The sequence below is a fragment of the Verrucomicrobiia bacterium genome (assembly GCA_019694135.1).
Classification (GTDB): domain Bacteria; phylum Verrucomicrobiota; class Verrucomicrobiia; order JADLBR01; family JAIBCM01; genus JAIBCM01.
Genome location: JAIBCM010000004.1, coordinates 244,467 through 268,440 on the forward strand (window position 1 = coordinate 244,467; position 23,974 = coordinate 268,440).

Annotated in this window: 14 protein-coding genes and 1 tRNA gene; 10 read left to right on the forward strand and 5 right to left on the reverse strand. The window is 40.6% G+C overall.

What is annotated here, in order from left to right; translation table 11 throughout:
* Positions 1–31: 31 nt before the first annotated feature.
* Complete coding sequence (locus tag K1X66_07770; GenBank protein ID MBX7158267.1) at positions 32–703, reverse strand: MgtC/SapB family protein; 672 nt, start codon at positions 701–703, stop codon at positions 32–34.
* Positions 704–731: 28 nt separating this feature from the next.
* Positions 732–2,000: a DNA recombination protein RmuC gene (locus K1X66_07775; protein ID MBX7158268.1), complete on the reverse strand. Its 1,269-nt coding sequence runs from the start codon at positions 1,998–2,000 to the stop codon at positions 732–734.
* Between the two features lie 365 nt (positions 2,001–2,365).
* Between K1X66_07775 and K1X66_07780 the strand changes: the two genes are divergently transcribed.
* The 3 genes from K1X66_07780 to K1X66_07790 all read left to right on the forward strand — a co-directional run bounded on the left by K1X66_07780 (position 2,366) and on the right by K1X66_07790 (position 7,259).
* Positions 2,366–3,595 carry a hypothetical protein gene (locus K1X66_07780; protein ID MBX7158269.1) on the forward strand — a complete coding sequence of 410 codons (1,230 nt, stop codon included), beginning with the start codon at positions 2,366–2,368 and terminating at the stop codon, positions 3,593–3,595.
* A gap of 339 nt (positions 3,596–3,934) precedes the next feature.
* A complete protein-coding gene (locus K1X66_07785) occupies positions 3,935–5,296 on the forward strand; it encodes a hypothetical protein (GenBank protein ID MBX7158270.1) in 1,362 nt (453 codons plus the stop codon).
* Entirely contained in the window at positions 5,271–7,259 is a 1,989-nt protein-coding gene (locus K1X66_07790; protein MBX7158271.1) for a hypothetical protein, read from the forward strand. Before K1X66_07785 ends, K1X66_07790 begins: the two co-directional genes overlap by 26 nt.
* Here the strand turns inward: K1X66_07790 and K1X66_07795 are convergent.
* Positions 7,256–8,041, reverse strand: coding sequence for a hypothetical protein (locus K1X66_07795; GenBank protein ID MBX7158272.1), 786 nt, complete (start codon positions 8,039–8,041; stop codon positions 7,256–7,258). The genes K1X66_07790 and K1X66_07795 overlap by 4 nt on opposite strands.
* A 23-nt stretch (positions 8,042–8,064) precedes the next feature.
* Between K1X66_07795 and K1X66_07800 the strand changes: the two genes are divergently transcribed.
* The 6 genes from K1X66_07800 to K1X66_07825 all read left to right on the forward strand — a co-directional run bounded on the left by K1X66_07800 (position 8,065) and on the right by K1X66_07825 (position 17,981).
* Positions 8,065–9,270: a hypothetical protein gene (locus tag K1X66_07800; protein MBX7158273.1), complete on the forward strand. Its 1,206-nt coding sequence runs from the start codon at positions 8,065–8,067 to the stop codon at positions 9,268–9,270.
* Positions 9,271–9,352: 82 nt separating this feature from the next.
* A complete protein-coding gene (locus K1X66_07805) occupies positions 9,353–13,390 on the forward strand; it encodes a hypothetical protein (GenBank protein ID MBX7158274.1) in 4,038 nt (1,345 codons plus the stop codon).
* Between the two features lie 311 nt (positions 13,391–13,701).
* The gene (locus K1X66_07810) at positions 13,702–13,878 is read left to right on the forward strand and encodes a hypothetical protein (GenBank protein ID MBX7158275.1); all 177 of its coding nucleotides are present in this window, start codon (positions 13,702–13,704) and stop codon (positions 13,876–13,878) included.
* A 268-nt stretch (positions 13,879–14,146) separates the two neighbouring features.
* Positions 14,147–15,802, forward strand: coding sequence for an Ig-like domain-containing protein (locus tag K1X66_07815; protein ID MBX7158276.1), 1,656 nt, complete (start codon positions 14,147–14,149; stop codon positions 15,800–15,802).
* A 772-nt stretch (positions 15,803–16,574) separates the two neighbouring features.
* Positions 16,575–17,624, forward strand: coding sequence for a right-handed parallel beta-helix repeat-containing protein (locus tag K1X66_07820; GenBank protein ID MBX7158277.1), 1,050 nt, complete (start codon positions 16,575–16,577; stop codon positions 17,622–17,624).
* Positions 17,625–17,627: 3 nt separating this feature from the next.
* Positions 17,628–17,981, forward strand: coding sequence for a diacylglycerol kinase family protein (locus K1X66_07825; GenBank protein ID MBX7158278.1), 354 nt, complete (start codon positions 17,628–17,630; stop codon positions 17,979–17,981).
* 66 nt (positions 17,982–18,047) lie between these two features.
* Here K1X66_07825 and K1X66_07830 read toward each other — a convergent pair.
* Positions 18,048–18,120, reverse strand: a tRNA-Gln gene (locus tag K1X66_07830).
* Positions 18,121–18,300: 180 nt separating this feature from the next.
* Here K1X66_07830 and gltB point away from each other — a divergent pair.
* Entirely contained in the window at positions 18,301–22,869 is a 4,569-nt protein-coding gene (gene gltB, locus K1X66_07835) for a glutamate synthase large subunit (GenBank protein MBX7158279.1), read from the forward strand.
* On the opposite strand, the gene queA is transcribed toward gltB, so the two are convergent.
* Complete coding sequence (gene queA, locus K1X66_07840; protein ID MBX7158280.1) at positions 22,866–23,903, reverse strand: tRNA preQ1(34) S-adenosylmethionine ribosyltransferase-isomerase QueA; 1,038 nt, start codon at positions 23,901–23,903, stop codon at positions 22,866–22,868. The two genes, gltB and queA, sit on opposite strands and share 4 nt — an antisense overlap.
* Positions 23,904–23,974 lie beyond the last annotated feature (71 nt).

Genomic DNA, 23,974 nt, shown 5'->3' on the forward strand with positions numbered 1-23,974 from the left:
ATTAAATTTTGGATCAAAAAATATATTTTGATTACGCCTTAATTTCTTGGACGCCTTCAACCTTTTGTAATTGCTCTACCAAAGTCAAAATCGTTTCGCGCGACGGGCTTCGCTCCAATTCAAATTGAGCATAATCTTTATTGGGTGAATGCCCTTGTTTTAACGTCAATTGTTTGACAGTAAGGCCGGAAGCTTGAAAGAGGTCTTCAATTTTTTTCAAAGATGTTTCATGACGATTAATCAACAGCGTGACCAGATTTTTTTGTCGAGGAAACAAACGTCTTTCCCAAGGTTTGATGACTGCGAGAATGACGACGATTAATCCTGTGCTCGCAAAGGCCGCAAAATAAAGTCCGCCGCCCACTGCCAACCCCACACCTGCCATGGTCCAAAGACTTGCCGCGGTTGTAAGACCGCGAATGATTTCTTGTCGGAAAAATAAAATCGTGCCCGCGCCGAGAAAACCAATCCCACTCACTACTTGAGCCGCAACTCGCGAAGGATCTAAAATGGCCTGCGGATTGGTCAAAATATCAGCAAACCCAAATGAAGAAACGATCATGATTAAAGCTGATCCGAGACAAACCAGCATGTGCGTCCGCAATCCCGCTGCCCATTCCAACCGCTCACGTTCTAACCCTACAATACCACCCAAGATGGCTGATGTGACAAGTCGAAGAATGATTTCCTGATACGATAACATGATTGAAAGTAGTAAGAATACCTAAACTTTAAAATTTTGCAGCATCAAACTCAACGTCATCGGTTGATAAATCCTCATGTTTTAATTCGAATTCGGAGCGAGTGGTAGAGAGGCGTAAAGAATCGTCAACTAAAGATAAATCTTCCAAGGTTTTGCCACTAACACCTCCGCCTAATTTTGCGAGCTTTTCTCCACTGGGACGCACCATTCTTTCGTAACTGCCCACCGCATCATTGTAAGCAGAATTCGCTCGAGTCAATCCGCTACGAATTTTTTCTAAATGTTCAGTAAATTTCGTGACTCGCAAATATAATTCTTGTGCCGCAACGGCAATTTGACGGGCATTTTCGGTTTGCGCCTGTTGTTGCCAGTTCATACTGACCGAACGCAAAATCGCAATCAACGAGCAGGGGGTCGCGACAAGAATTCTTTTATTTTGTGCCCAAATCATTAAATCGCGATCGCCTTCAAGCGCCGCGCTAAAGAGCGATTCTGCCGGTAAAAATAAAACCACATGATCCAGAGCATTCGGAAACTGCTTAGGATAATCGCGATCGGCTAAATTTTTAATTGTCGCTTTTAATTTATTGGCATGTGCCGCCAAAGCTTCGGCACGTTTGATTTCATCCGCTGTATCAATAGCCTCAAGAAAATCCAAATCCGGCACTTTCGCATCCACAATAATCATTCGATCGCCCGGTAATTTCACAATTAAATCCGGTTTACTTTCGCCACTCTGCGCTTGCACCGAAAAATCGCAATGAGCACTCATTCCAGCCGCTTCCACAATCCGTCGTAACGTTTCTTCACCCCAACGTCCGCGCGCTTGATTTGAGCTTAGCACTTTTCTTAACTGAAAGGTTTCATTGGATAAAAGCTGACTATTTTGCGCGAGCCCTTCCAACTGTTTTTTTACCTCGCCCAAAATTGTCGATTGACTCGTTTCACTTTGCGCTAAGCGTCGTTGATAAGTTTCCAACTGCTGCTTCAAAGGTTCAACCAATGTTGCAATTGCCTGCTGACGTTGCGATAAATCGCCTTTAGCCGTCTCCTGAAATTTTGCTAATGTTTCATTCGCCAATCGTAAAAATTCCGGATGCGTTTGCTTGAGAGCATCCGCGCTCAACGCTTTGAATGCCTCCCGCAAATCGGTAAGAGCCTTTTCTTGTGACTCTTTCGCTGCTTGCAAATTTTCTGCAAAATGTGTTTTTGACTCTGCATATACCCGTTGCGCAAAAAACCAGCCAATCAAAAGGCCAATTCCTAATCCGATCAAAAGATAAATTTCGTTGGGCATGATTTAATAATAGAACCTGTGTCAACCATTGCTAATATAGTTCCTTGATTTTATAGCATTTAAAGATTAATTTTATACTGACAACATATCCGAAAATGAGCGCAACTGAAATCTTTGAACAGATCAAAGCTTACCGCTTGAAGAGCGAGCCATCGTAACAATATGTTGTGGAACATGATGATTCTTGGGTTCCAGGAGGATTTTAAGCAAGCGATGATTAAAAGCTAACGATCAGAGATGAGCAGTTGCTTTGAATGATCGCGAAGCGACGCTGGCTGTATTAAAATCAAGAAAACAACCACAGGAAATTTATATTCTTTTCTTTTAATGAAACATTGCGAAAGTCGTCCAAATCCAGTTTCCTTATGAAGCTTATTAATATGTGGGTTTGTCTGCCATTTGCTTTAACACTTTTGCTTAAAGTTGAAACAGCTTTAGCCGAAGAACAAAAATTTCCCGACGCGCATGAAAAGCCGATCGAAAACTGGAAGGGGTCAGTGTTTCAATTAAGTCAGGATTATCCTCAAAAACTTGAGCCAGAAAAAGATTTAGCCTGGGAACAAATTGATTTCAAAAAAGAGCCGAAAAAATATCTCAAAGCAGTATTAAACTATGCCATCGAAGGCAACGAAGAAGTTGATTGGGCAGGGCAACATAACAAAATAAGGAAGTGGTATCATGCGCCTTGGTTGCATTGGGATTCCAATGGCAGGGAGTTTGTGCATGGATTAACGCGGGAAAGAGATTCATTGCCAGGTGAATTAGCCACATCGCAAACCAACCAATACCAAAATTGGGGAGTAGGACTTTATAATGCAGCAGGAGGTTATACGGTTGGACAGGTTTGGCAAAATCCCCAAGCCCCTGATCCTAGCAAAGCTGACTTTCCTGTAGGCACAGTTTCGGTAAAATTAATCTTCACCCAAGCTGATGAAAAAGAGGTGGCCTATTTAAAAGGCGCTAAAACCTGGGAAGCATTTATTCACGAAAACTTGAAAGACAGCTTGAAACGAAAAATTGAACCGCTTCATTTAATTCAAGTTGATCTAGCTGTGCGTGATTCCCGATCGGAAGAAACAGGGTGGGTATTTGGCGCATTTGTTTACAACGGAATGCTTCAAGGAAAAACAGTTTGGGACAAAATGATGCCTGTCGGCCTCATGTGGGGAAATGATCCTGGCGTGACAGAAGAAATGGTGGCAGCGAAAGAAGCTGTTATTAAAGAGACGTGGTTAAATCCTGACTTGGATTTTCTACCGAGAAAAGGCGGTTATGCGGGAAGAATGAATGGGGTGGTGGATAATCCTGTTTCATCCTGTTTATCTTGTCATTCGACAGCTCAACAGGTTCCTATTTCACCCTTGCTTCCACCTGACACCTTGCCTTTGAAACTCAAAATGCAATGGTTTCGAAATTTTAAATATCCCGAGCCTTTTGATCAAGGGCAACAATCGCTCAACTACTCTTTGCAGTTATCGGAGGGAATACGAAATTTTAATGCTTCTCAGTTGGCAAAATATTCCGAATCCATCCCCAATGAAAGAAAAGTTAGAACCTTTGAAAAGAAAGAAGAAGAAAAGAAAAAATCGCCATAGCTTAAAGTTGACGCCAGACTAAAGATTCTTTATAAAAATGATTCTGTTTTTTGAAATAGGTGTTCAATGGCTCTTTTCGTTAGAAACGTTTAACGAAAATGCTATGAAATTGGATAATTCCAGAAGCTGCGGCTTTGGTTTTGTCTTAGAATTTATAAATCTTATATGGTTTGGTAGTGGTTCGCTTAGCGCGTCTGCGTCCCTACGTGCCTGCGGTTTGCAACATCCGGCACTCCGGTCCTAGACTTGCGGCTTATCCAAACTTATGGTTTGTTAAGAATAAAGAAAACTCGTTACCCATTGAGCGCCTATTTCAAAAAACAGCGATTGTGAAAATGCATGAAAAGCTTGGTGCAATATCTTAGTGAAGCCAAGCGTTACCAAATCCAGATTTCCAAACTGCATTTAAAACATGCCCAAAGCCGAAGATTATTTTCCATTGAACAAGATGAAGTGGCTTTAGCGTCTGTGATTCGAGATGAAAAACGTTTTGCTAAACTCATGGCAAAAACAGTAGCTCAAGGGGAATATGAATTAAAACCGGCTCGACTAAGGACGATTGTAGTTAATGGGAAAGAGCGCGAGTTATTTCATTTTCGACTTTCTGATTATCTTTTGCATGGGGTAATAGCTGATTTGATTTTAGAATTGATGTTGCCCAATTTTTCACCTTGTCTTTATTCTTATTTGAAAGGAAGAGATTGGTGGAAGGCGGTACAGAATTTTTCCCATTATGTGCGAGATTATCGTCAAAAAGTTAAAGATCCCAAAAAGCGGGGGATTTATGTATTGCGATGCGATATTAAAAGTTATACGGACACCATCCCCGTTGGCAATAGCTCACCGGTTTGGGAACAGTTAAAAGAACTTTTTAAGTTTTATCCTTCTTCTAAAAATGAATTAAAAATTTGGGGATTGATTCAACAAGTTTTGCGTCCTGAAGTGTATATTAAAAAAGGACAATGTTTCACCAAACTTGAAGGGGTTCCTACGGGATCACCCATTTCAACGACATTATTTAATTTTTATCTTCATCCGTTGGATAAAATGCTCGATCAAATTTCTGGAGCATTTTATGCGCGTTATTCGGATGATTTATTGTTTGCTCATCCTGAGCATAAAATTGTTGAACAAGCCAAAGAACAAATAAATACCATGCTGAAACAGCTTTTTTTAACGACAAATCCCGACAAGGAAAAAGAACTGTTTTTCAATGGAGCAGGGCGACCTTGCCCTTTGAAAAGGGCTAAAGCTGCTGTGGTGGTAGATTTTTTGGGGTGCAGCGTTTATTTTAATGCAACCGTTGCACTCAAACCTGAGAAATTAAGGGTGATATTGGAAGAGCTACGTCAAAGAATTTTGCGAACGGTTCAATCGATCAAAGATGATAACAAGGAAAAGGCGGGAAAGATTATTTGTCACATGATTAATGAAACATTGGATCCTAATTCGTCGCGGTCACAAAAATATGCAGACTTTTTAAGAAGTATTATTACTAATCGCGAACAACTCAAACAGATTGACTACTTATTGGCTGTCTTGGTTTTGGAAGGTTTAACAGGGAGTCAGTCGCCGCGCGGATTTCGACAATATTCTTATCAAAAAATGAGAAAAAAATGGGGTTTAATATCCCTTTGTCATGCGCGAAATCGATTTGGGCGAAGGTTAAATGACTATGAAGAAGTTGAATCAATGGTTTGATAATCAAAGAAAAAAGTCTGAAGCCATTGTTACTTTGGAAGAGACTTTATTGGGAGGAAGCTTTTTGCGCTATGCCTGGTTTCGTTTGAGATATTTTACTTTTCGAACTGTCGTTGAAGTGATGCTTCGTTTAATTGAGTTAAAAGTTCTCCTCACCTTATTGCCAACGGCTGTTGCTTACGTTTTGATCGGCATTAGAATTCTTTTAGTTTTGGGTAGTGGATTTTGGTGGGGCGCTTTGGAGGTATTTCGGGAAAAACTTCGTAAACTTCATCGAGCCGGTAAATCATTTAAAATGCCAGAGGTCATTGGTATATGGCTTTCTTTTAGTTTATTAATCAGTTTTTTGGGATTAGTGATTTTGTTGGGAGTGGGACTTGATAAATTGCGTCATGGGATCCGAATGGAAACCGTTTACGGGTTAATTTGTTTTTTTCGTTTTTTACTGGAAATTCCTCTTACGACATTTCATTCTGGTGTTTACGCCATACGCCGTATTTATCGACCGTTATATTGGATTGTGGCGATAGAACTTGTCAGTTCTTTAGGCAGTTTAGCATTATTTCCCTGGTTTGGGGTTTGGGCGTTGCCTCTGGCATTTTTAATTTCAAGTTTGCTGAATTTTTCTATCCGTTTTTATTATACTAAAAAAGTTTATTATTTTTATCGTTATTGGCCTTTATCATTGAATCTTTCTTTGAAAAAATGGCAACGGTTTGGGCCGCTATTAAAAAATGATCACTTTTTCATTGCAGGTTTAGCACACGCCTTCATGCGTTATGAAGTGTTGCTTTTGATTCTTTTCTTTCATCATATAAAAAGTGGATCAGAGTCGGGCAATATTTTAACGCTTATTTTTATTTTATCACCGCTTTTGGTTGCCAGTCGGGAATGGGCCCAGATGTTTTATTTTGACTTTAAGCGATTGGAAGAAGGGCTCTATGAGAATTTTCGTAAGCAATTTCAAAGGCAGGTAGAGGATTTTTCACTGCTTTGGGGGGTGGGCGTTTGGATCATGATTATGAGTCTTGGAACGTTAATTTTGAGAAATTTTTCTTTTGAATCTTTTCTTTGGTTGGCTCCCTTTTTTGTCATTAATTCCCTTTTGGCTTATGAACAGGTAAAAGCTTTTAGTGATAAAAATTATAATTTAGTCATTCAAAGCGGTTTTATTTTTTTTATAGGCACTGCTTTTCTTTGGAATTTTTCGTCCAGTCCCACAGCTCAATTTGCTTATTTGGGATTAACGACTTTAGGAGCCTTGCGTCAGGTAAGAAAAAATGAGGAGTTCTTGAATCAAGAGACGCCTCATGTGCTTTCTCTATTGGAATGGTTGGAAAAATTAAAAAATTTATCAGAGCCTGTTAAATGGGGATATCTTGAGATCAATAAAGAGGAAAAAATATGGCAACTGAAAGTTTTAGCTGAAGAAATTCGAGTTTGTTTCAATCGAGGAGGTGAAATAACCCTTTGTTTTCCGAATAAAATCTTATGGTTTGAGGGGGGGGCTTTTACTGCCGAAAAATTAATCAAGACAGGCGCTGGCTTAATCAAACAATGGACAATAACACCCTTTTATTCTCGCGGAATTGAGATTTTGCAAAGCGCTAAATTGAAAGAAGTGTTGGAACTGAATGATGAAATAAAAATTGGTCGCGAAAATTTAGTTTTGCGTTTTAAAGATAAATTTCCGAGATGTTTTATTTACGATTTTAATGAGGCAGGGCAGTTAGCTCATTTCAATGCCAAGGAAAGAAGAAGTATTTTATTTGATGCCGTTTTCTTTGCTAGAAATCTTTGCCCCTCGGCAAGTCGAAGTGCTTTTGAGGTAACGACACTGTTGGATCAGGGCAAAATAGAGCTAATTTTTGTTATTCCTAAAGCAAAGTTTTCACAAGCATTACGGGATCAATGGAGCAGTGAATTGCGAAAAAATAACATAAGTTATGCTATGATTTCTTAAGGCCGAGCGGGAACAGAAGTAGACAAATTAAGATTGGTGGAAAGGGTAGATCGAATCAAATTGGATGAAGTAAACGAGTCGTTAAGTTTTTCGATGGTTCGCAATGATAAAACAGCTTCATTGCCTTTTAAAGCATTAGCTTCTCGCTGAATGTTTTGAATCAAAAGCTCAGAACGTGAGTTGGCCTGCCACATTTTTAAAAGATCATTGGGTAATCGAAGTTCGGTTAAGGAAAAACTTTTTAATTGGACAATTTCTTCGAAGGTTAAAGGTTGCAAGAGTTGATTCATGCTGGATTGCATGTTTTGTTGGAATTGGTTTGCCATGTTTTCACGATGAATAATCCATTCCTTGGCTTCCGCTTGGGCTGCGAGGTTTTGAAAAGTCGTTTTCACTGTTGGAATGAAAAGGTTTTGTATGAGATTTTTGGAGTTCCCAATTTTTTGGTAAACTTTGGGAAAATTGTCCGGGTTTAAAATGAATAGTAAATTCACTTTGCCGCGAATCGGCTGCAAATCTTTCGAATAACCTTCCAAGTTCACCTCGTAATTTAACAGACGTAAATTGACAAATTCTATCCGACTAAAGAAAGGCCATTTGAAATGAAAGCCTTCATTGAGAAGGTTACCTTGAACTTGATTGCCTTGGATAAGGATGCCTTTGTAGCCTGGAGAGATATATACAACGACTCGTTGATAAACAAAATAAAGCACCCCAACAACAAGCAATAGCGGGAACCATTTGACCAAATGATCGCTGACTGATTTTTGAGGGTTGCGCATGGGATTGAAAAAGAGATTTAAAAATGGATTGCATTAAATTACAACTGAATCTTGTGATAAGTAAACGTTTTCTTAATCGCTCTGGTTTTTTAATTTTAACCCTGTTTTTTGTTGGGTTTGCTGGCTATTTTTTTATCGATTGGCGGTTTTTATGGCCAACTCCCAGTCTTGATCTCACCAAAAACCAGGAAGGTTTTTATCAGACTTCATTTCCCTCACGTGTTGGTCTTGCGCCTTATGTGCGAAATTATCTTTATGATTACTTTTTAACCAATCAAGCGCCTCGGCTTAATTTTGACACTTCTCCTCAGATAACTTTTTATGACCGGTTGAGCGCTGAAAAGCAAAAGAAGTTTAATGATGATTTTCATCTTGAATCAGGAAATGAAAGAAAAGCGTTAATTCGGCTGCTGGCTTCTTACACCAATGTTTTCATGCAAGTGGATCAAGATAAAATAACGATTAATACAGGGGCCGGAAATTCTTTGAGCGATTCATTGTTGCCGCCGGCTCGAGGTCGTTTGGCGACACTTATGCTTTTTGATAAGAAACAAGGCTTGTTTTTGAAAGCACCCTTTTTTTCTTATGGCACTTATTTGGTTAAAATTAATCACAATAATTTACGAGCGTTCATTGAAGATGAAAAGGGTTATTTGGAGGATAAAAGCTATCCTCAAATCTGTCGTTCTTTGGCCCAAATTCAAAAGGCAAATTTTTATTGGCGATTGACTTGTCTTTTTGTTGAAGGATATCGGCCAGAAATTTTTTCAGAACTCTCCCAGGATGAGAAAAATCTTCTCGTTGATATTGGTGGAATTTATATGGCGGAAGTTTGGCGCATGAAGAGCATGAATCTTAAAAAAGATATTCTTCAAATCCTTCCTGAAGCTTGTTTGCTCTCGCTTTATTTTAATAACGGGGGACATTTTTACATTTCTGAAAAAATCCAACCAAGCTTAAGAAGCTACCAGTCTTGCCGACATTTTTCTTTGCCGCACCGGGATTTTGTTTTTTATGCAGAGCCACATGACCAAGCGATTTCAACTTATTTAAGTAAAAAACATTTGTTGCTTTACCTTCAACTGCAATGGCTTATGCCAGGGGAATCGGATCGATTGTTAAAAAATCTTTCACGTTACCTCGATAATCCGACTTATTATAGTTTGTATGTGAAGTGGTTGATTAAGAGATTGATTAACATCCTTCAAAAAGATGCCAAGCTAGTATAAGAAAAACTTATAAGTGAAAAATGTTCATAATTATTTAAGAAAAATCTTGCTACAGATTTAAACAAAGATGAAAATGAGGCGTATGTGTAAAAAGCCCATTTTTATTTTCACCCTTTTCATTTTATTTTTTAAGCCGTCAGACACTTTTGCTGTTCTAAAGGAATGGACTGAAGTCATCAACTATGACAAACGGGAAAGGGTGGGTGTCAATCCTATTGGCCCCGGTAATGGAAATGTGCAAAGAGAGATATTGGATTTACAAACTTTTGGTAATTCATCGGTAGAATTTAAACGCTTATATCGCAGTCGATATCGCAACTATATTAGCAAGGCATGGGAGTTGGGTGCAGTCAATACTTGGCAACATAATTGGGCGTGGGAATTGAAAGATCGTGATAGTAAACACAATGGCTTTATCGATATTCGATTAAACACACCTGAAGGCGAAACAATAGATTTTTGGGCCACCGATAATACGGGAATGTTACGAGCACCAGGACCAAGTCGTGGTGAAAGGCTTTACCAATGGAAGCCCAATGGAAAATCGAAAAATGGTCAGACATTGGTAACGCCGGAAGGTTGGGAATATTACTTTGCTCGTACTGATCATCCTAATTACGCTTTAGTCGGCGTTCGGGATCCTGAAGGACAGATGTGGGAATTGGAATATGACAATCAAAATCGTCTCATCAAAATTCAAAACCGTTTTGGTCGATTTATTACTTTGGAGCGAAAGGAAATCAACGGACAAGAGCGCATCAGCAAAATCAAAAGCAGCGATGGACGAGAAGTGGTTTATAACTACGACACTTTTTTAGTTACGAACACCATTTTAAAAAGCGTGACTTATCCTGATGGCGAAAAAGCCAACTACACTTATGTGGGCGGCCAAAGTCTAACTGAGGGCAGGCCACTTTTGGCCACAGCGGATGATCCGATGTTGGAGGGCCCGGGATCTCACATTCGTTGGGTCTACAATTACGAACCTAAATTTGGTGTGGGTCGTGATTATATGGTTATAGGCATGGCTAAAGAGGAAAGAAATCTCTTAACAGATGAGCTGGTTGTCAGCTTGCCTTTAGGCGCTGGCAGTGAAAGTTGGGTGGTCGAAGGGGATGGCACGGGCACTTATCGAAAGTTTTACAAGGGATTGCTTGTGGAACGAGTGGATGGCGAAGGGCGATGGGAAAAGATTTTTTATTCGCAAGGCGGCTTTGGTTATGTGAGTAAACGGCTTTATCCCAATGGTGCTGAAATTAACTACCAGCATGATGCACAAGGTCGGATCACCAAGCAGATCGATCCTTTGGGCAACAGCCGTAGCTACGCTTATAATGCTAACGGCTTTCTATTAACTAGCACCGATGAAGAAGGTCATACCACAACCATTGAACGCAACGAAGAAGATCTTCCCATCAAAAAAACCTATCCGGATGGTACTAGCGAAAGTTGGACTTACAATTCTGATAACCAAATGTTAACTCACACCGCTCGCAACGGCGGCATCACCACATATACATATTACCAGGGCGAACCCGGAGGATGGTATGGCGACTTAAAAACAGTTACCGATGCCTTGGGCAATGTCACGACTTATACTCATAATGCAGCGGGAAATATTCTTACCCAAACCGATGCTTTGAATCATACCACTAGCTACGCCTACAATGCCCGGGGCAAATTATTAACCATCACCTATCCTGACAATAGCCAATACATCAAAACCTACGACACCTATGGAAACTTGATACAGGACGAAAACGAACTCGGCTTTGCGACTACTTATACTTACGATGAATACAACCGATTAAAAACCCTTACCGATCCCGAAGGTGGAAAAACCACCTACCAATACGGTAAAGCGCCCGATTGTGGAACTTGTAGTGCTGCTACGACGATTAGCAAAATCATCGATCCTGAGGGTAGGGAAATCCACTATTTCTACGACAAAAGCGGCAATCGCACCCAACAAATCGAAGGCGCTAATACTCCTGATGCCGCCATCACCACATATATATATGATGCAGTAAGTGATCTAACCGGTATCACCGACCCCAACGGTCATCAAACCACCCAGAGCTACGATCTCAACCACAAACTTCTTACCCGGACCGACCCACTGGGCAACATCACCAGCTACACTTACGACAAAGTTGGCAACCTCAAAACCGAAACCCGAGCTAATGGCGCTGTAACTTCTTACCATTATGATTCCATGGATCGACTCATTAAAACTGTCGATGCTGAAAACAACATCACCCAGATGGCCTACGACAACAGCGATAATCTGGAAAAATTAATCGACGCTAAAAACAGCACTTACACTTACACGTATGATTTACTCAACCGTCGCAAAAGCTTGATTTACCCCGATAACAGCAAGGAAAACTGGGATTACGATAAAGCTGGAAACTTAAAAACTTACACCGCCCGCAATGGCGCAACACGCACCTGCACCTATGATTTGCGCGATCGCGAGCTTACCTGTGATTGGAGCGATAACACCGCTGATGTGATTAAAACTTATGATTTAGCAGGTCGCTTACTGACTTTGAATAATGCCAATAGCCAGTTGACTTACAGTTATGATGCTGCGAATCGGCTCTTGAGCGAAACACAGAAATTAAGCGATCAGCCATCAGCTTTCAGTGTTCAGTATACCTACGATAAAAGCGGACTGAAAAAGACCATGACTTATCCCAATGGCACATTACTAAGTTACGCTTATACAGCCAGAAAACAGCTCAAAACCATTTCCCAAAATCAGCAACTGCTGGTCAGCTATACTTATGACAAAGTTGGGAATCGATTAACCAAAAGTTTAACTCCCAATAATATTACCCAATTAGCGACTTATCAATACGATACCGCCAATCGATTGAAAAACATTACGCGGTCCAGTGATCAGAATATATTTGATGCACTGGATTATGTTTACAATACCGTCAACAACATCACCTCGCGCAAACAAAAAGCCCTTTTCTCCATTGTAACCGATTATCAATACGACAAAACCGATCAGCTCAAACAAGCTTTCTATAACGAAGGCAAACGCGTGGTCGACTACCAATGGGACAAAGTGGGGAATCGAATTCAAGTCAACGACAACTGGTTAAATCAGCCTACGACTTATCAAGCGAACAATCTTAATCAATACGAAGTAGCACAGGCATCCGTGCCTGTAAATTTTAGCTACGACAACAACGGCAATTTAACCGCAGAGAACGCTGAGGGCGCAGAGAAAACTTATAGTTACGATAGCCAAAACAGACTTTCCTCCGCAAACTCTATGAACTCAGTGGTAAAATGTTTTTATGACGCACGCAATAGAGTAATTAAACGCGAAATCAATGGTGAAGTGATTTATTTGGTTTATGACGATTGGAACCTCATCGCTGAATATAATAGTAAAGCTCAACTGATTGCTAGCTACATCCACGGTGCCAACATCGACGAACTCATTAGCAAAACCGAAAATGGCGACACCGTTTACTATCACCAAGACGCTTTAGGCAACGTCATTCATCTAACCAGCGCCAAAGGCCAAATCGTTGAAAGCTACCAATACGACGCCTTTGGCGAGCCCACAATTTATAATGCCCAAGGTCAAGAGTTAAGCGCTTCGTCTTTCGGTAATAGATTTTTATTCACAGGTCGTGAATATTTAAAAGAGATTGGATTGTATGACTATCGAAACCGCGTCTATTCGCCAGAGTTGGGGAGGTTCCTTCAGACCGATCCGGTTCGTTTCAATGCAGGGGATGTAAATTTGTATAGATATGTTTTTAATGAGCCAATTGATAAAAAAGATCCTTCAGGCTTGTTGGTTTATTGTGAAGATATTGTAATAAGTCCCCCAACTTGGCGTGACACTGGTCAGATCGGTTACAATGCTCGTACAGAGGTAGTACATTTCGCTATGATTTGGTATTTTGAATACAGAATAGAAAGCGTAGATCACTTATGGGAAAAACGCATGACCGTTCGAACTATTTGCAAGTGTCCAGATGGGACAGTCGTTTCGGATCAAGTTCATGATAAGCTCTTGGATCAAGAATGGCGTTTTCATCATGTAATGTCGGTCATACTTGTTAAGTCATGGATGGTTGGGGCTCCCTAATGAAAACTACTAAAAATATGAAAATTGTCTTAGCTATAACTTGTTTATTATTGGGAATAATATCTGCACCATGGATATCGACTCCTCTTTTAGAGTTTTGTCTAAAACGTATTGTAGGAATTTACCATCCTAATGAATTTGCTTTTAATCAGAAAATGCAAAATATTTTTCCATTTGTGATTGTTTTAACGGGATTGATTATTGGAGGATGTTTGTTTTACCTCATTAAACTTTTAGTATATTTGATATTTCGTCGAAAAATATAACTTATTATTAATGAAGGGTCATCCCTAGAACAGAGGGTTAGATTTATGAGGCAACCAATAGCAGGAAGTGTGCCGGCTATGACTAAATCAGCCCTTGGCGCAAGCTTCTTAGACGTCAGTGAATGGGGTCAGAGCATGACTGTCAACAAAACAAGCGATGCTAAACACATCATGAAATGGAGCAAAAAGCTAATGGTTGAGCAGGTTTTTCGAGGGCAATAACTGAAAGAATAAGTAATTCACGACATAAATATTGCCATGATTAAATCAAAATATTTTTTTATTATTTACTATGCCATTGGCGCTTTCTTATTAGCGTTGTTATTAAGTGATTGGTTAGCAGTAAATTATCGATGGCAAAAAGAGGGTTTGGAATTGTTTCTTTTTATTATATTTTATTCAGTTTCGGCTTATCTCAGTGAAAATTTTTTAAGGTTTGATAAACGCAAAAAGTCTTAATCGGAATAATATTAAACAGAAAATTTATTTTATGAAAAAAACACTTTTACTTCTGTGTTTCATTAATCTTTTTCAGGTCAGTTATGGCACCATCTTTTTGCAGGACTCTTTTCCTGTAGATGGGAGTTTGAATGGTAAACTACCGTTAATAGGTTCTGTCTGGACAAATAATTCAGGCAGTTTGGATCAGATGAAAGTGATTGGAGGGAGGGTTATATTTAATGGAGGTGACAATCAAGATGTTCAATCGTTATTTGCTTGGGGTGGTGGGGGAAGTCTTTTTGTGGGTTTTACCGTTAATGCTGCAGTTGTTCCGAATGCTGGAACAGGCGATTATATTGGATCATTTCGATCCAGCAGTTTTTTTAATGGTCGTATCTTTTACTCTCGCCCTAATGGTTCACCTCCAGACACTTTTCGTATGGGCATTGCAACGAATGGCTCTATTCCAGTTGTGGAGTGGCCTATGGATTTGCCTATTAATACTGATTTTCGAGTGGTAGTGCGTATGATTGAGAATGGTGCGAATGATAATGTCACGCTTTGGATTAATCCTGCTAGCATGGCTGATCCTTCTGTCGCCACGGAGAATGTTAGTTTGTTTAATGCGATTAGCGGTTTCATTTTAAGACAGGGTGGTAGTTTGACTGGTAAAGTGAGTATTGATGATTTAGTTGTCACAGATAATTTCACAAATGCGGCAGTGGTTAATACTCCTCCGACTATTGAAGGCCAAGGCGTTGCCAATGTAACACTAGGCAAAAATCCGTCCCCAACTATTATTAATTTACATCCCGCTTTTCAAGATGCAGAAACAGCAGATAGCGACCTCGTATATTCGGTGATAGCAACGAACTTGGTGTTGGGTGATCCACAGCTCTTTAGTGGTATCGCAATCGATAATGTGGCTGATACTTTAACTTTAAGTTATCAACCAGAAAAATTGGCTATTTTTAATATTACAGTTCGAGCTATGGATGAAGGAGGTTTATTTGGTGATGATACTTTTCAAGTTTCGGTTGGTCCTCCTGTTCCGCCATTAGTTATTACTAACATAGTTATTACTCCTTCTAATGAAATGGTTTTAATTGGGCAAAAACTGTCCTTAATGGTGACCGGTTATGGAACTAATGCTTCGAGTAATCTTACTTTTTCTGTAACATGGAGCTCAGAAGCGCCTAACATTGCTACGGTTGATAATGCGGGGATTGTAACCGGGCTTAGTCCAGGTGAAACATCTATTACAGCAGTTTACGATAACCAAACCAACAGTGTGAATGTCAGTGTGCGAAAAGAATTTCTCATTAATTTTAGTAAAATCAAACCGGCGAAACAAACGCCCAAATTAAAGACAGGCAAAGGATTTGCTGTGAATGGCAAATTTGAAACCGGTAGTAATATTTTTACTAAAGCCGATATCATTGCGAAACCGTTAAAGATTCAGTTTGCTTTTCTGAGCAGCACTAATACCAATGACATTACGTTTCGTGACATCACCAAAATTACAGGATTCAAAGCGGTGAAAGCTGGTAACAAAGGTAAGTTCGTCGTCAAACCTGTCGGCACAGATTTACCCGCAGGCAACGTGACTGTGCTGTTACGTGCTTTCCTAGGCCCGGAAAATGTAAATCAAGAAATCTCACAAATCTTTACGAATGCAACACCGTTTGAAGTAAGGCGGAAGTAAGTGTCATAACAATGATTCCGATTATGAAAGAAAGCTTTTGGAGAAATTTGTTGGTATTTGTTGGATGCCTGTTGATTGCTTCCTTATTATTTCCTTTTTTGAAATTGGGATCTTATTATTTGCTTATTGAAGGCAAAAATTTTTCGGGCTTATTTCGTCACATCTACATAGCTATACTAAGCTATTTTCCAACGGCTGTATTTTTTTTGCTGTTTGGTTTTATCATCTCATATTCATTAAAAACTTTGAAACTATTTTACTGGGTTTTGTTATTTGGAATATGCGTTTCGCTCATATCTTATATTCGATATGTGATGTATGGAGAAGTTTCTGGTCCGATTTGGTTTCGTATTTTATTTTACATGAAATTTCTAATTCCTCCTGTAGCTTCTGTTCTGGGATTTGTAATTTTCCGAAAATTAATGGAAAGATTGCGAACTCGCAATGAACATTCTCATTCATGAGATACGAATTTTATATGATGATCAGGGATTATTAACTTTTTGATAACAATTACTCTCTAACTTTCAATTCTTGCTTAATTGGGGGCAGCATAATTTTTATGAAGTATTTCTTAGCTTTTTTATTTGTTTTGGCGGGCATATTTATGTTGTATTATCAAGTGCGTGTTCATGGTGTTATGTTTGTTGCACAGATTGTAATCGCGGTAAATTTATTTTATAGTGCAGTTTGGCTTTGGGGTGCGCAGGATATCGTACTATTTAAGCGATCAAAATCACAAAACTCTAAAACCAAATTATAAATGATATTTATGATTCAAAAAAGATTTAAGAAATTAGCAAGTTATGGGGTGTTGATGCTTTTGTTTAGTGGTTGTTCACGTTCTTGGCATGTTAATGATGCATCGACAGAAGGTGATGTTTTTACAAAAGCTGTAGGGGATAAAGAAAAGGGGAATGGCTCAGTTAATAAACCATTTTTAACTATTGAACAGGCAGTTCAAAAAGCTTCGCCTGGTGATACTATTTTTATTGATACCGGGGTTTATACTAATCCGGTGGATCAAGCGGTTTCTGTCGTTGTTTCCGTCGATAAACCCAAATTAAGTGTGGAAGGCGCAGGGGTTGAGAAAACTAGGATACAACTTCCGACTAATCCTAAAGAGTTTCAATGCGGTATTAGAATTGCAGCAGAGAAAGTCAGGCTTCAAAATCTTAGTATAAAAGGAGGAACCTTGGGAGTTTTCATACATCAAACGAGTCAAGCTGTGGTTAAAAATGTAAACGCCGAAGGACAAACAGCGCATGGTTTTTTATTAGACCAAGCGCAAAAGTGTGAGCTGAGCGATTGCCAAGCTCAAAAAATTGGGTTTCGAGGATTTCAATTAAAAGACGCGACTGACAACAAGATACATCATAACCTTTCCAAGGAAAATGGTAATGCCGGGTTTTGTTTGTCATCATCGGCGGGAAATAGTTTGCAACAAAATATTGCTCAGGATAATGCCACCAGTGGATTCTTTATTAATGGATCAAGCCAGAGTAATTTGATTGCAAACAATCGAGCGATTTCTAATGGGATAGGAGGCTTTTATCTTTATGGAAAAAGCAGAGAAAATCAGTTGAAAAATAATTTTTCTCAAGGCAATGGGGTGGGGATTTCTCTCAATAATTCTTATGCCAACACATTATCCGAGAACCAGATTTGTTCCAATAAAGGTTACGGCGTTGTTTGCAAATCAGGCAGTGATTCCAATAAAATCTTGGGCAATCGACTTAGCAAAAATAAAGCGCCACAGATTTGTATTGCTAAAGAGAACGAGAAAAATAATAGAGTTGAGAATAACGTTGTTGAAAATTGAAGAGTGAAACAGCGATTAAAAAGTTTCCAGTATGCCGGGCAGGGGCTAGTCACTTTTTTGCGAACTCAGCCCAACGCATGGATTCATGCTTTAGCGACGGTTGTCGTAATCATTATGGGAATTTTTTTCTCTATTAGTCGCATGGAGTGGGTTGGCATTATTATGGCGATAGGTTTGGTCTGGGTGGCAGAATCGTTTAATACAGCAATAGAATTTCTGGCTGATGAGGTTACCCAAGAAAAACGTGAATTAATTGGTAAAGCAAAAGATGTTGCGGCTTGTGGAGTGCTGTTCGCTTCGTTGATAGCACTACTTGTTGGGATTGCGATTTTTTGGCCTTATTTAGTTTCGTTTTGATAGACTCATTGTTTGTTATGAGTGCTCATTTTTTTGATGGTGAGATGGTAAATGATAAAACTAAACCTGCCGCGCTAGGACTCGAACCTAGAACACTCAGATCCAGAATCTGATGTGCTACCAATTGCACCACGCGGCACTGAATGAATTAAGTTTTATCGTAAAAAATGGGATTGAAAAGGAAATCGTTTGGGGCAAAGTTAAGGAATTGAGAATGAAGAATAAAGAGGCTACGAGTTCAGGCTAGTAGTCAAATTGGCAAATAAAAACACGCTCTTGCTTGCCTTTCGTAGGTTTTCAAGGCAATTTCTTGTAGGACATGAAGTTAAATCAGGCTATTTGGGATAAAGTTGGAACGCGACGTTTGTTGTATCATCCGGATCGTGAGCATGATGCGTGTGGTGTGGGGCTTGTTGCGAATATTCATGGCACGCGGTCGCATGAAATTTTGAAGATTGCGATTACTTCGGTGTGCAATTTGAATCATCGTGGTGCCATTGATGCGGATGCGAAGACGGGTGATGGCGCAGGTATTTTAACGCAGATTCCGCATGAGCTTTTTGCCAAGGTGGTGGAGCAGATGGGGCATCGTTTGTATCAACCTCAGGATTTGGGTGTGGGGATGATGTTTTTACCGCGCCAAAATGCTTACAATCAAGCGCGTTGTCGTCAGATCGTGGAGGAAACACTTCAAAAGCGTGGTTTGTTTTTATTTGGCTGGCGTGTGGTGCCTGTTAAGCAAAAGGTTTTGGGTGATAAGGCGTTGTCGACTTGTCCTCAGATTGAACAGGTGCTCGTAGGGCGTCCGGCCGGCATGAAGATTACGGACGATGAGTATGAGCGTTTGCTTTTTTTGTGTCGCAATGAAATTGAGGATCGCGCGTTGGCTGATCAAATCCCGGATTTTTATATTCCCTCGTTTTCGAGTCGCACGATTGTTTATAAGGGGTTGTTAGCATCGCCGCAGTTACCGCAATTTTATCCTGATTTGAAAGATGCTAATTATAAAACGGCGGTAGCAGTTTTTCATCAACGTTACAGCACGAACACGTTTCCCACGTGGCCGTTGGCGCATCCGTTTCGGGTGGTATCGCATAATGGTGAAATCAATACAATTCGCGGCAATCGCAATTGGATGCATGCGCGCGAGGCCGAGTTACAGGCAGATTTTTGGGGTGAAGATATTAAGCATTTGCGCCCCATTATTCAGGATGGAGGAAGTGATTCGGCAAGTTTGGATAATGCGGCGGAGGTGCTTTTTATGTCGGGTCGGGATTTGTTGCATAGCATGATGATGTTGGTGCCGCCAGCCTGGGAAAATGAAAAAGAGTTATCGCAAGCTGTGCGCGATTTTTATCATTATCATGCTTGTTTGAATGAGCCGTGGGATGGTCCTGCTGCGTTAGTTTTTTCGGATGGATTAAAAGTGGGCGCTTGTTTGGATCGTAATGGGTTGCGTCCTGCACGTTATACCATTCGTAAAAATGGTATTTTTGTTTTGGCTTCGGAAGTAGGCACGAGCGCTTTGGGGGATGCAGACGTAATTGAAAAAGGGCGTTTGGCTCCGGGCGAAATGATTGCGATTGATTTGGTAAAAGGAAAATTGTTACGCGATCAAGAAATCAAAACGCATTTCGCTTCGCAAAAACCTTATGGAGAATGGGTCAAAAAACATTTGTTCGAATTAAAGGGAGCGAATCAAGAGCATGCTCTGGATCAGTTCGAAGCTAGCTCTTTAGTGCAGCAACAACTTTGCTTTGGTTACAATGAAGAAGAGCTAAAAATGATTGTGGCGCCGATGGCGCTCTACGGAGAAGAACCGATTGGAAGCATGGGGGATGACACGCCATTGGCGGTGTTATCGAAAAAGCCGCGTTTGCTTTATACTTATTTCAAACAGTTATTTGCTCAGGTGACCAATCCGCCGATTGATCCGATTCGCGAGAAAAATGTGATGTCTTTAGCGACTTATACGGGTCGCCGTCATAATTGGTTATCGGAAACGCCACTTCATGCCCAGTTGCTCAAGTTAGACACGCCGTTTCTGTTCAATGAGCAGGTGAAAACTTTATTGAATTTAAAAAATGATTCTTTAAAAACGGTGCGATTATCTTGTCTTTTTGCCGTGTCATCGGGTCGAGAAGGATTACGTAAGGCCATTGAAAATTTGTGTTCTGAAGTGGAGAAAGCGGTAGATCAAGGGGCGAGCATGGTTATTTTATCAGATCGTGGCGTGACTTCCGAACTGGTTGCCATGCCGATGCTGCTAGCTTTGGGTGCGGTGCATCATGCGCTAATTCGCGCAGGCAAACGTATGCGCTGCAGTTTTATTTGCGAAACAGCCGAGGCTCGTGATGTGCATCAGTATGCTTGTTTGATCAGTTATGGTGCTTCGGGAATTAATCCCTGGTTGGCTTTAGACACTTTGCGTGACCTACATGCAAAGGGAAGTTTAGGTGAATTAAGTTTAGCTCAAGCTTTGGAAAATTACGCGACAGCCTTGAATAAAGGGTTGCTTAAGATTATGTCGAAAATGGGAATTTCGACTGTAAGTAGTTATCGCGGTGCACAGATTTTTGAAGCAATTGGCGTTTCTGAAGCATTGATTGAGCAATGTTTTAAAGGAACAACTTCACAAATTGGTGGTGTGGACATCGAAGAAATTGCTGACGAATCTTTAGCCCGTCACGCGTTAGGTTACGGAAACAATGGAGAAAATGTTGGCGACCCAAAATTGTTTGATGCCGGGTATTATCGCAATCGACAAGGTGGCGAAATGCATGCGATCACAGCGCCAGTGATTCAAAATTTTCATACTTTTGTTGGACTCAAAGGCGCAGATAAAGCCAACCAAATGGAAGATTACAAAAAATATGTGGCTGCCACTTTGGAAAATTCGCCAGTTTCTTTAAAACATCTTTTGGCTTTCAAAGCTGCGCAACCAATTTCTATTGATGAAGTCGAGCCATTAGAGGAGATTCGTCAACGTTTTACCACTGCAGGTATGTCGCTAGGTGCTTTATCCCCGGAAGCGCATGAGGCACTAGCTATAGCGATGAATCGAATTGGTGGAAAATCCAATTCCGGTGAGGGTGGCGAAGATCCTGCGCGATTTACCATTCGCGAAAATGGAGATTCGGCTAATAGCGCGATTAAACAAGTAGCTTCGGGACGATTTGGTGTAACGGCAGAATATTTGGCATCGGCGAAAGAGTTGGAAATTAAAATGGCACAGGGCGCCAAACCCGGTGAAGGGGGGCAATTGCCGGGTTACAAAGTCAATGGATTGATTTCGCAACTGCGTCGCAGTGTGCCTGGCATTACGTTAATTTCGCCGCCGCCGCATCATGATATTTATAGCATCGAAGATTTGGCGCAGTTAATTTACGACTTGAAACAAGCTAATCCGCGCGCAAAAGTTTGCGTGAAATTGGTTGCGGAAAGTGGTGTGGGCACGATTGCTGCGGGTGTGGCTAAAGCGCATGCCGATATTGTTTTAATTAGTGGTCACGAAGGTGGCACGGGAGCTTCTCCTTTGTCTTCGATTAAAAATGCGGGTGGTCCTTGGGAAATTGGATTGGCTGAAGCGCATCAGGTGCTGGTTTTAAATGGGCTACGAAATCGTGTGACTTTGCGTACGGATGGTGGAATTAAAAATGGCATGGATATTGTCATGGCTGCGATGTTAGGCGCGGAAGAATTTAATTTTGGCACGACCGCACTGATTGCGATGGGCTGTGTGTATGTGCGTCAATGTCATCTTAACACGTGTCCTGTGGGTATTGCGACTCAGGATGAGCGTTTGCGCACCAAGTTTCGCGGATCGCCGGATATGGTGGTGAATTTTTTCAATGGTGTCGCACAAGAGGTGCGTGAAATTTTGGCTTCGTTAGGGGTTCGAACTTTGAATGAAATTATTGGTCGAGTTGATTTCTTGCAACAACGCAAAACCGGAAATCCTAAATTCGATAAAATTGATTTGAGTCGTTTATTAGCCATGCCGCCTGTGGATAATGACACGCCGCTTTATCATACTTGGGAACGCAACGATAAAAAAGAGGATCGGCCTTTGGATGATGTGATTTTGCAGGATTCTAAGACTGCGCTGCGAACCAAACGTAAGGTGGTGTTGGAATATCCGGTGAAAAATATTCAGCGTTGTGTGGGCACGAAATTGAGTGGAGAAATTGCTTATCGTTACGGCGAAGAAGGATTGCCGCAGGGCACGGTTCACTTAAAATTGAAAGGGACAGCGGGACAGAGTTTAGGCGCGTTTTTAGCTAAGGGAGTTCGTATTACTCTAGTTGGTGAAGCTAATGATTATGTGGGCAAGGGAATGAATGGGGGAGAGATTATTTTAATGCCTTCGCCTAAAGTTAAATATGAAGCGGAAGCCAATTCGATCTGTGGCAATACTGTGCTGTATGGCGCAACGGGAGGAGAATTCTTTGCTTGTGGTCGTGCGGGAGAACGATTTGCGGTGCGAAATAGTGGTGCTGTTGCGGTGATTGAAGGAGTAGGCGATCATGGTTGTGAGTATATGACCAATGGCATGGTAATTGTATTAGGTGAAACCGGGAAAAATTTTGCAGCTGGTATGAGTGGTGGAGTAGCCTATGTGTTGGATGAAAATGAAACTTTTTCCAATAAATACAATTCTACTATGGTTAATTTGCAACGCATCAATCTTGATGATGCAAGTTTAGTGAAAGAACAAATCTATAAGCATTTGGAATTAACCGATAGCAAGCGCGCGAAAACCATTTTGGCAAAATGGAATCATTACGAAAAACTTTTCTGGAAGGTGATTCCTCATCCTCCCACAGCGACTGTAGGGAAACCTGAAGCCGCTGTAAAAAGCACGAATCCTTTACCAACACGCTTTTAAAGAATCAACATCGCATCACCATAGCTATAAAAGCGATAGTTGTGTTGAATCGCGTCTTCATAGATTTTTTTCAAAAAATCGATACCTCTTAAATAGCGGAGTGACACAGGTTTTTTATTTTCTAAAAAAGCGCTTACTAACATTAATAAAGTAGAGCGAGGAAGATGAAAATTGGTTAGGAGTGCATCCGTATTGCTGAATGTATAGGGAGGATAAATAAAAATATTTGTACTTCCTTGAAGTGAAGGATGATGGGCTAATGTTTCTAAAACGCGGCAACTGGTTGTGCCAACTGCAACACGACGTTTTGCCTTGGTAATGGTCTTGGCCACTTCGGTAGTGACCTGGAATTTTTCTCGATGCATGTCGTGGTCTTGAATTTTTTCTGTTTTTACTGGGCGAAAAGTTCCCAAACCCACGTGAAGGGTAACAAAGGCGTGAGGGATTTTTTCTAAAAGGCTGGGAGTTAAATGAAATCCCGCAGTGGGAGCGGCTACAGAACCGATATGTTGCGCATAAACCGTTTGATAACGTTCTTTGTCTTCTTTAAAAATAATATTTTGAGTTTGGCGTTGTTGTTCAATGTAAGGAGGAAGTGGCACTTGCCCGAAATCATCTAAATTGAAGGGTCTATGAAAACGAACAACCCGCTCGCCCGTTTCTAAAGTTCGTAAAACTTCAGCCGTAAGTGGTGGATCATTTGGTAAGGAGCTTTGAAAAAACAGTGAAGCTCCCGCGCGTGTTTTTTTCCCGGGGCTGGCAAGACAAAGCCAATGCTGTGGTGAAGTTTCTTCTAAGAGCAGTAGTTCCACTTTTTGATCTGCGGTGATCAATCGTGCTGGAAAAACTTTAGTGTCGTTTAAAATCCAAAGATCGCCTGGATCAAGCCATTGTAACAGATCCGCAACAGAATGATGTTGCCAAGTTTGAGTCTTACGATCTACCACTAGCAATTTTGCTTGATCTCGTTGTGCCAAAGGATGAGTCGCAATCCGATCGGGCGGAAGGTGAAAATCAAAATCGGCGGTTAACATTAAATCAGTATGTAGTGCCAACTTTTTGAGTGCAAGGCAAGCGCTTAACAGTGACAGAGTAAAACAGTTTT

Bases quoted from the DNA above. Each gene is read 5' to 3' on its own strand.
- K1X66_07800 (MBX7158273.1), top strand. From the start codon at position 8,065: ATGGATTGCATTAAATTACAACTGAATCTTGTGATAAGTAAACGTTTT.
- gltB (MBX7158279.1), top strand. From the start codon at position 18,301: ATGAAGTTAAATCAGGCTATTTGGGATAAAGTTGGAACGCGACGTTTG.
- K1X66_07815 (MBX7158276.1), top strand. From the start codon at position 14,147: ATGAAAAAAACACTTTTACTTCTGTGTTTCATTAATCTTTTTCAGGTC.
- queA (MBX7158280.1), bottom strand. From the start codon at position 23,903: ATGTTAACCGCCGATTTTGATTTTCACCTTCCGCCCGATCGGATTGCG.
- K1X66_07790 (MBX7158271.1), top strand. From the start codon at position 5,271: ATGAAGAAGTTGAATCAATGGTTTGATAATCAAAGAAAAAAGTCTGAA.
- K1X66_07770 (MBX7158267.1), bottom strand. From the start codon at position 703: ATGTTATCGTATCAGGAAATCATTCTTCGACTTGTCACATCAGCCATC.
- K1X66_07810 (MBX7158275.1), top strand. From the start codon at position 13,702: ATGAGGCAACCAATAGCAGGAAGTGTGCCGGCTATGACTAAATCAGCC.
- K1X66_07775 (MBX7158268.1), bottom strand. From the start codon at position 2,000: ATGCCCAACGAAATTTATCTTTTGATCGGATTAGGAATTGGCCTTTTG.
- K1X66_07795 (MBX7158272.1), bottom strand. From the start codon at position 8,041: ATGCGCAACCCTCAAAAATCAGTCAGCGATCATTTGGTCAAATGGTTC.
- K1X66_07785 (MBX7158270.1), top strand. From the start codon at position 3,935: ATGAAAAGCTTGGTGCAATATCTTAGTGAAGCCAAGCGTTACCAAATC.
- K1X66_07805 (MBX7158274.1), top strand. From the start codon at position 9,353: ATGTGTAAAAAGCCCATTTTTATTTTCACCCTTTTCATTTTATTTTTT.
- K1X66_07820 (MBX7158277.1), top strand. From the start codon at position 16,575: ATGATTCAAAAAAGATTTAAGAAATTAGCAAGTTATGGGGTGTTGATG.
- K1X66_07780 (MBX7158269.1), top strand. From the start codon at position 2,366: ATGAAGCTTATTAATATGTGGGTTTGTCTGCCATTTGCTTTAACACTT.